This window comes from Micromonospora sp. CPCC 205539 (assembly GCF_036906815.1).
GTDB lineage: Bacteria > Actinomycetota > Actinomycetes > Mycobacteriales > Micromonosporaceae > Micromonospora.
Genome location: NZ_JBAKHW010000056.1, coordinates 20,780 through 32,203 on the forward strand (window position 1 = coordinate 20,780; position 11,424 = coordinate 32,203).

Annotated in this window: 12 protein-coding genes; 3 read left to right on the forward strand and 9 right to left on the reverse strand. The window is 71.2% G+C overall.

The annotated features are described in order from the left end of the window. Window positions 1–5: 5 nt before the first annotated feature. Window positions 6–917 (reverse strand): menaquinone biosynthesis prenyltransferase MqnP, encoded by a 912-nt coding sequence (gene mqnP, locus V6V47_RS29980; protein WP_334631843.1) that lies wholly within the window; start codon window positions 915–917, stop codon window positions 6–8. After that, window positions 917–2,377: a menaquinone biosynthesis decarboxylase gene (locus V6V47_RS29985; RefSeq protein ID WP_334631844.1), complete on the reverse strand. Its 1,461-nt coding sequence runs from the start codon at window positions 2,375–2,377 to the stop codon at window positions 917–919. Before V6V47_RS29985 ends, mqnP begins: the two co-directional genes overlap by 1 nt. A gap of 134 nt (window positions 2,378–2,511) precedes the next feature. Between V6V47_RS29985 and V6V47_RS29990 the strand changes: the two genes are divergently transcribed. Beyond that, the gene (locus tag V6V47_RS29990) at window positions 2,512–3,387 is read left to right on the forward strand and encodes an alpha/beta fold hydrolase (RefSeq protein WP_334631846.1); all 876 of its coding nucleotides are present in this window, start codon (window positions 2,512–2,514) and stop codon (window positions 3,385–3,387) included. Window positions 3,388–3,410: 23 nt separating this feature from the next. Here V6V47_RS29990 and V6V47_RS29995 read toward each other — a convergent pair whose 3' ends face one another. Beyond that, window positions 3,411–3,965: a carboxymuconolactone decarboxylase family protein gene (locus V6V47_RS29995; RefSeq protein WP_334631847.1), complete on the reverse strand. Its 555-nt coding sequence runs from the start codon at window positions 3,963–3,965 to the stop codon at window positions 3,411–3,413. Window positions 3,966–4,061: 96 nt separating this feature from the next. Here V6V47_RS29995 and V6V47_RS30000 point away from each other — a divergent pair, with 96 nt between their 5' ends. Continuing rightward, complete coding sequence (locus V6V47_RS30000) at window positions 4,062–4,538, forward strand: MarR family winged helix-turn-helix transcriptional regulator (protein WP_334631848.1); 477 nt, start codon at window positions 4,062–4,064, stop codon at window positions 4,536–4,538. 79 nt (window positions 4,539–4,617) lie between these two features. Here the strand turns inward: V6V47_RS30000 and ccsB are convergent, their stop codons facing one another. Genes ccsB through hemL form a run of 6 tightly spaced genes read right to left on the reverse strand, consistent with a single transcriptional unit; the run spans window position 4,618 to window position 10,625 of the window. Continuing rightward, window positions 4,618–5,586, reverse strand: a complete 969-nt coding sequence (gene ccsB / locus V6V47_RS30005; RefSeq protein WP_334631849.1) for a c-type cytochrome biogenesis protein CcsB — start codon at window positions 5,584–5,586, stop codon at window positions 4,618–4,620. Continuing rightward, window positions 5,586–7,241: a cytochrome c biogenesis protein ResB gene (gene resB, locus V6V47_RS30010; protein WP_334631850.1), complete on the reverse strand. Its 1,656-nt coding sequence runs from the start codon at window positions 7,239–7,241 to the stop codon at window positions 5,586–5,588. Before resB ends, ccsB begins: the two co-directional genes overlap by 1 nt. Further along, window positions 7,241–8,068: a cytochrome c biogenesis CcdA family protein gene (locus V6V47_RS30015; RefSeq protein ID WP_334631851.1), complete on the reverse strand. Its 828-nt coding sequence runs from the start codon at window positions 8,066–8,068 to the stop codon at window positions 7,241–7,243. Before V6V47_RS30015 ends, resB begins: the two co-directional genes overlap by 1 nt. After that, the gene (locus V6V47_RS30020) at window positions 8,068–8,634 is read right to left on the reverse strand and encodes a TlpA family protein disulfide reductase (protein WP_334631852.1); all 567 of its coding nucleotides are present in this window, start codon (window positions 8,632–8,634) and stop codon (window positions 8,068–8,070) included. The genes V6V47_RS30015 and V6V47_RS30020 overlap by 1 nt, the downstream gene beginning before the upstream one ends. Beyond that, complete coding sequence (locus tag V6V47_RS30025) at window positions 8,634–9,281, reverse strand: histidine phosphatase family protein (protein ID WP_334631853.1); 648 nt, start codon at window positions 9,279–9,281, stop codon at window positions 8,634–8,636. The genes V6V47_RS30020 and V6V47_RS30025 overlap by 1 nt, the downstream gene beginning before the upstream one ends. Before the next feature lie 6 nt (window positions 9,282–9,287). Beyond that, window positions 9,288–10,625, reverse strand: coding sequence for a glutamate-1-semialdehyde 2,1-aminomutase (gene hemL / locus V6V47_RS30030; RefSeq protein WP_334631854.1), 1,338 nt, complete (start codon window positions 10,623–10,625; stop codon window positions 9,288–9,290). 154 nt (window positions 10,626–10,779) lie between these two features. Here hemL and V6V47_RS30035 point away from each other — a divergent pair, with 154 nt between their 5' ends. Next, window positions 10,780–11,115: an STAS domain-containing protein gene (locus tag V6V47_RS30035; RefSeq protein WP_334631855.1), complete on the forward strand. Its 336-nt coding sequence runs from the start codon at window positions 10,780–10,782 to the stop codon at window positions 11,113–11,115. Window positions 11,116–11,424: the final 309 nt, after the last annotated feature.

Here is an 11,424-nt window from a genome sequence, read left to right on the forward strand (position 1 = left end):
CGGCCTCACGGCCGTAGGTCGAGCCGGATCACGAGGTCGAGCAGGGCGAAGACGAACAGCACGATGCCGACGAAGCCGTTGGCGGTGAAGAACGCCCGGTTGACCTTGCTGAGGTCGGTCGGGCTGACCACCATGTGCTGGTAGCCGAACGCGACCGCGGTGAGTGCCAGCCCGATCCACCAGAGCCAGCCGAAGCCGACCAGCGCGCCGAACCAGATGAACAGTCCGAAGGTCACCACGTGCGCGACGGTGGAGGCGTGCAGCGCGAAGCGTCGCCCGTACCGAGCGGGCACGCTGTGCACGCCGATCTCCTGGTCGATCTCGGAGTCCTGGCAGGCGTAGATCAGGTCGAACCCGCCGATCCACAGCCCGACCGCCGCGCCGAGCAGCCAGGCCGGGCCGGAGCCGTCGAGGCTGCCGGTGACGGCCAGCCAGGCGCCGACCGGGCCGACCGCCTGGGCCACACCGAGGATGGCGTGCGGCCAGTTGGTGAAGCGCTTCGCGTACGGGTAGACCACCAGCGGCACCACGGCGAGCGGCGCGAGCACCAGGCAGAGCGGGTTGAGCAGGGCGGCGGCGGCGAGGAAGACCACCAACGCGACGGCCGCGCCGGTCCAGGCCGTCCGCACGCTGACCGCCCCGGTGACCAGTTCCCGGCCGGCGGTACGCGGGTTCCGCGCGTCGATCCGCCGGTCGAGGATCCGGTTGGCGGCCATCGCGAACGTCCGCGCGCCGACCATCGCCACGGTGATCAGCAGCAGGTCGAGCCAGTGCACCCGGCCGCCGTTGACCTGCATCGCGGTCAACGCCGACAGGTACGCGAACGGCAGCGCGAAGACCGAGTGCTCGATCGTGACGAGTTTGAGGAAGGACTTGACCCGCCCTGGCCGTTCGGCCGGCGCCTCGAGGACCGCCATCAGATGCCGTACTCCTTCCAACGCTTGTCGACCAGGGAGGTGACCTCCGGCGACATCTTCATCTCTTCGGGCCAGCCGCGGGTGTACCCCTCGGTGGGCAGCTTGCGGGTCGCGTCGACGCCCGCCTTGCCGCCCCAGAACTGCTGGTACGACGAGTGGTCGAGATGGTCCACCGGGCCCTCGGTGAGCAGCAGGTCGTGCGCGTAGTCGACGTTGCCGAAGGCGCGGAAGGCAACCTCGTTGTAGTCGTGCACGTCGCAGTCCTCGTCGACGATCACGATGAGCTTGGTGAGCGACATCAGGTGCGCGCCCCAGATCGCGTTCATCACCTTCTGTGCGTGCTTCGGGTAGCGCTTGCGGATCGACACGATCGCGCAGTTGTGGAAGACCCCGGCGGCCGGCAGGTCGTAGTCGACGATGTCCGGGATCATGAGCTTGAGCAGCGGCTGGAAGATCCGCTCGGTGGCCTTGCCGAGGCCGTGGTCCTCCTGCGGCGGCTGAGAGGTGACGATCGAGTGGTAGACCGGCTTGCGCTGCATCGTCATCGCCTCGATGTGCAGCACCGGGAACGGCTCGACCGGGGTGTAGAAGCCGGTGTGGTCACCGAACGGCCCCTCGGGCAGCCGCTCGCCGGGCTCCAGATAGCCCTCGAGCACGATCTGCGCGTGCGCCGGCACCTGTAGCGGCACGGTGAGGCAGTCGACCATCTCCACCCGCTCGCCGCGCAGGAACCCCGCGAACAGGTATTCGTCGATGTCGCCCGGCAGTGGCGCGCTGGCCGCGTACGAGACGACGGGGTCGCAGCCGATCGCGATCGCGACCGGCAGGCGCTGCCCGAGCCGCTCGGCGACCGCGTGGTGGGCTGTCGAGTCCTTGTGGATCTGCCAGTGCATGCCCAGCGTGTTGCGGCTGTGCTGCTGGAGCCGGTACAGGCCCAGGTTGCGCTTGCCGGTCTCCGGGTGCTTGGTGTGGGTCAGCCCGTAGTTGTGGAAGATCCCGCCGTCGCCGGGCCAGACCTGGAGGCCGGGCAGCCGGTTCAGGTCGACGTCGTCGCCGGAGTAGACGACCTCCTGGCAGGGCGCGGTCTTCACCTTGCGGGGCGGCACCGACTTGAGCTGCATGACCTTGCCGAGGCCCTCGCGGATGCCGGACCAGCCGACCGGCAGCTCCGGCTTGACCAGTGCGCCGATCCGGGCGCCGATCTCGTCCAGCGAGTCGACGCCGAGCGCCATCGCCATCCGCTTCTCGGTGCCGAACAGGTTGATCGCCACCGGCATCTCGCCCCGCGTCGGGCGCTCGAAGAGCAGCGCCGGGCCGCCGGCCCGCACGGTACGGGTGACCACCTCGCTGATCTCCAGGGTGGGGTCGACCGGGACGTCGACCCGGCGTAGCTCGCCCGCGCGCTCGAGCGCCGCGAGGAAGTCCTTGAGATCGGTGTACGGGAAGCCACGAGCCGCCATGCCCGCCAGTCTCCCGCACCGGCCTCGGACCCGCCCAAGCCGGGTGCTGTGACGCTCGCGATCTGCCCGCATGGGGGGCGGTTGAGCGGGTAGCCGGGCGGCCGGCGGCGTTGAGCCGGCGGACGGAGGCGGCGATGGGCGAGGGACGGGTCCCGGCGGGGTTCACCGAGCAACGGGCGCGGGTCGGCCAGATCACCATGAACTACGTCCGTGGCGGCAACGGTCCGCCAGTGGTCCTGTTGCACGGGTACCCGCAGTGCTCGCACATGTGGCGACACCTGCTGCCCGAGTTGGGGCGTTCGTTCGAGGTGGTCGCGCCCGACCTGCGGGGCTTCGGAGGCAGCGACGCCCCCGACGGCGGCTACGACAAGAAGACGGTCGCCGCCGACCTGCACGGGCTGCTCGACCAGCTCGGCCTGGTCGGTGACCTGCGGCTGGTCGGGCACGATCTGGGGACCATGGTGGCGTACGCGTACGCCGCCGCTCACCCGGAGCGGGTGAGCCGGCTGGTGCTCAGCGAGGCGCCGATCCCGGACGAGAGCATCTACACGTTCCCCGCGCTCACCCCGGCCGGGCCGGGCGTGTGGAACTTCGGCTACTTCTCGCTCGGCAACGGGCTGCCGGAGGCCTTGGTCAGCGGGCGGGAGTCGCTCTGGGTGGACCGGTTCACCGACGCCCTGATGGTGCGCAAGGGCAGCATCGCCGCGCCCGACATCGAGGAGTTCGCCAGTCACCTGCGCGACCCGGCGCATCTGCGTGCCAGCTTCGCCTACTTCCGCGCGTTCGATCGGGACATCGCCGACAACGCGGCGTACCGGGCCACGAAGCTACCCATGCCGGTGCTTGCCGTCGGCGCCTCGGCCAGCCTCGGCGGGCAGATCGCCGAGCAGGTCCGCCGGTACGCCGACACGGTCCGCGGTGAGGTGATCGAGGACTGCGGGCACTGGCTCTACGAGGAGCGCCCGGACCAGATGCTCGCCCTGCTGCGCGACTTCCTCGAAGCAGCCTGAGCCGATCCCGTCGCGGTCCGCGGTCAGGCGGCGGACGTCCCGGCGCCCACCGCCAGCGGCGGGTCGAGAGGTGCCCGGGTGAGCCGGTTGGCGAAGGTGGAGATGGTGTACGTCCCGACGCCGAGCACCACGTCCAACGCGTGCCGGGGCTGGTAGCCGGCGGCCAGGAACGCCTCCAGCGCCTCGTCGGGCACCGCGCCTCGGTGGTCGAGCACGGCCAGGGTGAACTGGCGCAGCGCCTCCAGCCGCACCTCGGGCAGCTCCGTGCCCGCGCGCAGCGCGTTGCTCAGCTCGGTGCTCGCGTCGAGCCGGGTGAGTGTGCCGGTGTGCAGGGCGACGGTGATGGGACAGCCGTTGGTGGTGGCGACGGCGAAAGCGACCACCTCCCGCTCGATCGGTTCGAGGGCGGTCTGGTCGAAGCCCGCGTTGGCGGTGAGGAAGCCGGCGAGCAGCTCCGGCGAGTCGGCCATCAGCGCCACCGGAGCGGGCAGAAAGCCGAATCGGCGGCTCACCGCCTCGACGGTGGGGCGGGCCGCGGCGGGTGCGGTCTCGGCGGTGTGCGCGGTGAAGACGGACATGGTTACCTGCTTTCGGCAGCGTCGTTCCGGGTGCCAGCGTCGCGTCCCGTACGATAGTCAACGTGGTTGACGAAATAGTAAACGTGGTTGTCGAACATGGCAATCGCTGACCCGTCCCGGCCCGGCTATCAGCTTCCGCTGTTGCTGCTGGCCGGCTTCCGTACGCTGATCGATGATCTGCACGCCGAGCTGGCCCGGCAGGGGCATCCGGAGCTGCGCCCCCTGCACGGCTTCGCGCTCCAGGCGGTCGGGGCGGACGGCACCACGGCGACCGAGCTGGGTCAGCGACTGGGCATCTCCAAGCAGGCCGCCGGCAAGACGATCGACCGGCTGGTCGCCATCGGCTACCTCGACCGGGCCAACGATCCGCGGGACGCCCGCCGCCGGCTGGTCACGATGACCCCACGCGGTGTCGACGGATTGCGCCGTTCGGCGGAGATCTTCGATCAGCTACGCGAGCGATGGGCCGAGACCCTCGGGCCGGAGCGGGTCGACGCCCTCGAGGACGACCTGCGGACGGTCGCCGCCACGAACTGGTTCCGGCTCGACGTACCCGGCTGGTTCGGCGGCTGACCGAGCCCCACCAACCGGCAGGACGAAGCGGGCCGGCCACGGACGATTCCGTGGCCGGCCCGCACTGTGTCGCCAAGGGTCAGTCGAGCCCGCCGTACGAGTGCAGGCCGGTGAAGAAGATGTTCACGCCGAACAGGTTCATCAGCATGGTGAGGAAGCCGAGCACCGCGAGCCAGGTGGCCACGTTGCGCTTGACGCTGGGCGTGGCCCGCGCGTGCAGGTAGCCGGCGTAGACCACCCAGGAGATGAACGCCCAGGTCTCCTTCGGGTCCCAACCCCACGGCCGCCCCCAGGCCGCCTCGGCCCAGATCGCCCCGGCGATCACCGCGAAGGTGAAGATCGGGAAGGCGAAGGCGTGCAGCGCGAAGGTCAGCCGCTCCAGGCCGACCGCACCGGGCAGTCGCTTGGCGAGGGTGTACGGGAAGCTCCGCTTGCCCTGCTCGTACCCGTTGCGCATCAGGAAGCCGACCGCCGGCACGGCACCGAGCAGGAAGATGCCGGACGCGAGGACGATCGTCGAGACGTGGATGACGAACCAGTACGAGTTCAGGGCGGGCACCAGCGGCACGATCGGCACGTACAGCACCAGTTCGGCGGTGGCCACGAGCAGCACCATCACCAGTGTGAGGAACAGCCCGAGCCTGCGCAGCGAGGGCCGCTTCCAGAGCACCACCAGCCAGGCCGTGACCCCGATGAACGTCACCGTGAGCACGAACTCGTACATGTTGCCCCAGGGCATCCGGTCGGCGGCGATGCCACGCGTGACCAGCGCCGCGAGGTGCAGCACGGCGGCGAGCGCGGTGGTGCCCACCGCGATCAGGCCAGCGATCCGGGCGCGTCGCGCGGAGCGCTCGGCCCCGGCCGACGGCGCGAGCGGCGCGGGCGGTGCCGGGACGGCGCCGCCACCGGCACCCACCAGCTCGCGGACGGGAGGCGCGGCGACGCGGGTACGCGTGTTGCCCAGCGCGTACTCGACGGCGTGACTGATCATCGCGATCAGGTACGCCAGGATCGCGAACGTCACCAGATGGTCGGAGAGCGCGGACATCACTCGGTCCCTTCTCGCACGCCGGCCCGGTCGCTGGAGTCAGCGTCCGTGCCGGCCCGCTCGGCCACCCGTTGGTCACCGCTGACCGCGGCGACGAGCTGGGCGAACTCGTCGGCGAACCCTGGATAGTCGGTGCGCGGCAACCCACCGGCCTCCATCAAGCTACTACCGCTCGTCGGAGATCCGTCGGCGGGGTCGACCGAATTCACCCGGAACCACACCCGGCGACGCCGCCCGAACAGCGACCCCATCAGTCCGACGAGCAGGAACCCGCAGCTGAACAGCAGCGGCGTCGCGCCAGGGTCGTGTCGCATCGAGAGGGTCACGTACCGCTCGGTGCCCAGGAACTCGACCTTGGTGCCGTCGTCCAGCGTCCAGGTCTCGCCCTTCTTGAGCAGCTTGGTGCCGATCTCCTTGACCTTGCCGGTCCGCACCTGCCGCTGGTCGAGCTGGTAGACCGAGCCGGGGATGCCAGCGTCCAGGCCGAGGTTGCCCCGGTACGCGACCAGGTTCAGCGTCGGGTTGCGCTCGGTCGGGTACTCCGAGCGGGCGAACGGCGGCTGCTGAGGTGCCGTGGGCAGGTAGAGACCGGTGAACGCCACCTGCTCGTCCGGTGCCCGCTTGCCGGTGGCCGGGTCGACGTTCGCATCCGGGAAGGCGGCCAGTCCTTCGCTGGTCAGGCCCATGTCGCCGGTGGTCAGGAACGGCGTGGTGCTGGTCTGGCTACGGCCGAACCGGTCCGTGTAGCGGATCACCGGGGCGTACCCGTGGCCGAGCAGGTAGACGCTCGCGCCGTCCAGCCGCAGCGGCGAGTTCACCGAGAAGTCCGCGGTACGGGTTGGTTCGTCGGGGCCGTCGACGGTCACCGTGGCCTTGAAGAAATCCGGTTGGCCGGAGGCCAGGAACCGGGCCTGGAAGTCGTCCAGCCGCAGGCAGAAGCGGGGCAGGTCCGCGCTGTCCACCCGGGGGCCGAGCTTCGCCTCGGCGTACTGCTGGCGGGTGTTGCAGAACGCGTTGTCCGCGCCCGCGACCAGCAGGCGGTTGCCGCTCCAGCCGTACCAGGAGCCGAGCCCGACGCCGATCAGCACCGCGATCAGCGAGGTGTGGAACAGCAGGTTGCCAGTCTCCTTGAGGTAGCCCTTCTCGGCGGAGACCTCGTCGCCGCGGACCTCGACGCGCCAGCGCCGCTTGCGCAGCACCTCGGCGACCGCCGCCGCCCCGCCCGCCGGGGCGGGGAGCACGCTGTGCTGCGGCAGCCGGTCCAGCCGCTTCGGCGCGGCCGGCGGCCGGGAGCGCAGCGCCCGGAAGTGGTCGCGCAGCCGTGGCGTGATGCAGCCGATCAGAGAAGTGAACAGCAGCAGGTAGATCGCCGAGAACCAGACCGAGCCGAAGACCTCGAACGCGCCGATCTGGTTGAGTCGGGGGGCCAGGTCCGGATGGTCGACGAAGTACTGGTTGACCTTCTCCGGGCTGATCCCCCGCTGCGGCAGCACCGAGCCGGGAATCGCGGCGACCGCGAGCAGGAAGAGCAGGATCAGCGCGGTACGCATGCTGGTCAGCTGCCGCCACGAGTTGCGCAGCAGGGCCAGCAGCCGGTTGGGCCGGCGCCGGGGCGCCGGGGCCGCGGTCTCCGGCCGGTCGTCCAGGACCGTCATCAGATGCTCACCTCGCCCACCCCGACCGTGGTCTGCAACCAGATCACGAAGCTCTGCCATCCGCCGGTGACCAGCGCCAGGCCGATCAGGATGAGCAGGGCACCGCCGACCCGGGTGACCCAGCGGCTGTTGCGCCGGACGGCGCGGAAGACTCCGAGCAGGCGCTGAAAGCCCAGCCCGAAGACGACGAACGGTACGCCCAGCCCGAGGCAGTACGCCACGGCGAGCACCACTGCCCGGTCGGTCTGCCCGGTCGCGGTGGCCATCCCCAGCACCGCGCCGAGCGTCGGGCCGGTGCACGGCATCCAACTGAGCGCGAAGACCGCGCCGAAGACCGGAGCGCCCAGCAGCCCGGCGGCGGGCAGCCGGGAGATCCGGAGTTCCCGTTGCAGGCCCGGGATCAACCCGAGGTAGCCCAGCCCGAGCACGATGATCAGCGCGCCGACGATGACTTCCAGCTGCCGCTCGTAGTCGAAGAAGACCCGGCCGATGCTGGCGAACAGGATCGCGGTGGCGACGAAGACGGCGGTGAAGCCAGCGACGAAGAGCAGCGTGCCGGCGACCACCCGACCCTTGACCGCGCCGGCTCGCGCAGCCCGCTCCCGTACGGCGACACCCCCGCCGCCGGCCTCGGCCGGAGCGGAGTCGGCCGCGGGTCGGCTGCCCTCCAGGTCGGTGCCGGCCAGGCCCGTCACGTATGACAGGTAGCCGGGGACCAGCGGGAGCACGCACGGGGAGAGGAAGCTGACCAGGCCGGCGAGCGCCGCCGCCCCGATGGCGAGCAGCAGCGGCCCGCTCTCGGCCAACTCCTTGAAGGTCTCGCCCATCAGCGGGACGCCGCTTGCTCGGTGACGATCCGCTCGACGATCGGTTGCAGGCCCTCCTGCTTGACCGCGGCGCGGATCACCACGGCGATCCGACCCTGCCGGTCGAGCACCACGGTCGCCGGCACGGTGTTCGGCGGGATGTCCAGGGCGAGCGCCAGCTTGCTGGCCGGGTCGAACAGGCTCGGATAGGTCACCCGACCCTCCTCGAACGCCTTCGCCTTGTCCCGCTGATCCTGGACGTTGATGCCGAGGAACGTCACCCCGGAGGACTTGGTGGCCTGGTAGGCGCCCTCCAGGTCGTCCGCCTCGGCACGGCACGGCGCACACCAGGAGCCCCAGAAGTTGAGCACGACCACCTGGCCGCGGGCCTGGCTGACGTCGTAGCTGCCACCGGCCAGCAGCTCACCGGCGATCTTCGGAGGCGCGGACCGCTGGTCCGGGGCGCACTCGAAGATCCCATCCGTGGTGGTGGTGCAGGTCTTCTCCTGGCTCTGCGACGTGCAGCCGACCAGCGCCACCGCGGCGACGGTGGCGAGCAGACCAGCGGTCCACCTCCGGGCGGTCATCAGGCCCCCTTGGCCGTCCGAGCCGTCGCGGAGAGGGCGATCAGGTGCGCGGCCGGCTCGCTGTAACCGATGCCGGACACCTTTGCGCCGTCGAAGTGGAACGAGGTGAGGCTGGCCAGCCCACACTGCCGCTTACGCGGGTCGTGCCAGAGCCGCTTGCGCTCGACGTGCCGGCGCAGGGTCCAGATCGGCAGCTGGTGTGAGACCAGCACCGCCTCGCGCCCCTCGGCGGCGACCCGGGCCGCGTGCACGGCGGCGAACATCCGCTCCGCGATGGCCCGGTACGCCTCACCCCAGGACGGGGTCACCGGGTCGCGCAGCACCCACCAGTTGCGCGGGTCGCGGAACGAACCGTCGCCGGGCGACACCTTCTTGCCCTCGAACCAGTTGGCGCTCTCGATCAGCCGCTCGTCCACGCCGACCGGCAGCCCGAACTGGGCGGCGATCGGCTCGGCGGTCTGCTGCGCGCGCTCCAGTGGGCTGGCCACCACGTGCACGATCTCCCGCTCGGCCAGCCCCTCGGCGGCGGCCTTGGCCATCTGCACACCCAGCTCGGAGAGGCGGAAACCGGGCAGCCGGCCATAGAGGATCTGGTCGGGGTTGTGCACCTCGCCGTGCCGAAGCACGTGGACCACCGTCTTGCTCACCGCTCGTTACCCCCCGTGACCCGCCGCTGCCGCCGCATTCGCCGCGGTCGGCAACGCGGCGGCGATCTGCTCCAGAGCGGCGTCGTCGATCGCCGCCGACACGAACCACGACTCGAACGCGCTCGGCGGCAGGTAGACGCCGGCGGCGAGCATCGCGTGGAAGAACGCCTTGAACGCCGGCACCTGCTGGGTGCGAGCGCTGTCGTAGTCGACCACGTCGGCGTCGGTGAAGAAGATTGAGAACATGCTGCCCGCGTACGACAGTCGGTGCGGGACCCCGGCGGTGGCCAACGCGTCGGAGGCGAGCTTGCCCACGACGGCGGCCGTCTCGTCGAGGCGGCGGTACAGCGCGTCGTCGGCCAGCCGCAGGGTGGCCAGGCCGGCGGCGCAGGCGAGCGGGTTACCGGAGAGCGTGCCGGCCTGGTAGACCGGGCCAGCCGGGGCGAGTCGCGCCATGATCTCGGCGCGCCCGCCGAACGCGGCGGCGGGCAGCCCGCCCCCCATGACCTTGCCGTACGTCCACAGGTCGGCGTCGGAGGGGTCGAGGCCGTGCCATCCGGCGCGGGAGACCCGGAAGCCGGTCATCACCTCGTCCACCACCAGCAGCGCGCCGTGTGCGTGCGCGATCCGGGCGAGCTGCTGGTTGAAGCCGTCGCGGGGGGCGACGACGCCCATGTTGCCGGCGGCAGCCTCGGTGATCACCGCGGCGATGTGCGGGCCCTCGGCGGCGAAGACCTCCTCGACGGCCCGGATGTCGTTGTACGGAAGCACGATCGTCTCGCTGGCCGCCGCGCCGGTGACGCCGGGCGAGTCGGGCAGGCCGAGGGTGGCCACGCCGGACCCGGCAGCGGCGAGTAGCGCGTCGACGTGCCCGTGGTAGCAGCCGGCGAACTTGACGATCTTGGAGCGGCCGGTGAAGCCACGGGCCAGCCGGATCGCCGACATGGTCGCCTCGGTGCCGGAGTTGACCAGGCGAACCTGCTCCACCGGCGTCCGGTCGACGATCTCGGCGGCCAACTCCACCTCACCCGGGGTGGGGGTGCCGAAGCTGGTGCCCCGGGCGGCGGCGGCCTGCACGGCGTCCACCACCGCCGGGTGGGCGTGCCCGAGGATCAGCGGCCCCCAGGAACAGACCAGGTCGACGTAGCGGCGACCGTCGGCGTCATGCAGCCACGGCCCCTCGCCACGAACCATGAAGCGCGGGGTGCCCCCGACCGCCTGGAAGGCGCGCACGGGGGAGTTCACCCCGCCCGGCACGATGGCGCGGGCGCGGTGGAACAGGGCCTCGGAGGCCGGCGCGTCGGCCGGGTAGCGGCCAGATCCGGCGGAGAAGGTGTCGGTCACGATGCCGCCATTGTGTCAGCGCCGGGCGGCGAATCCGCAGCCACCCCGGGCCGGGGTTACCCGGCTCACCACGCCCCGGTGCCGATTGGCGGGGCCAGGCGGCTGCTCTTCGCCTCGACAGGCCGGGTCGTCCGGATCGCGCTAGGCTGACCGGGTGGATCGTGCCGAACTGTCCATCACGCTACACCGGACTGGTGACGAAGCAGTGCTTCGCCTAGCCGGTGAGATCGACATGCTCACGGCCGCGCAGCTCTCCACCGTGATCAATGAGGTGCTGGCCGACCCGCCGCCGAAGATCGTGCTCGACCTCGGTGGCGTCACCTTCTGCGACTCGCAGGGTCTGGGCACGCTGGTCGTGCTCAGCCGCAAGGCCAGCCACGCGCAGAGCCTCCTGATGCTCACCCACGTGGGCGATTTCCTGCTCCGCGTCCTGGACATCACCGGCCTCCGCAGCGCCCTGATGATCCGCAACGACCAACCCACCGGCTAACACCCACCGCCCCACCCCTCCCCCGCACCACCCACCGCGTCGCCCCTCGGTCGCGGCGCCCCTCGGTCGCGTCACCCCTGGGTCGCGTCACCCCTGGGTCGCGTCACCCTCGGTCGCGTCACCCCTCGGTCGCGTCACCCTCGGTCGCGTCACCCTCGGTCGCGTCACCCCTCGGTCGCGTCGATCTAGGGAAAATCGCTGCGCGCTGATCTCCAAAGACAGCGATCTGCCCTAGATCGACGAGGACGGAGGACGGGGCGTGCGGGCGGGGCAGGGGCGTCGGGCGGGGGCTGGGGGCGTGCGGGCGGG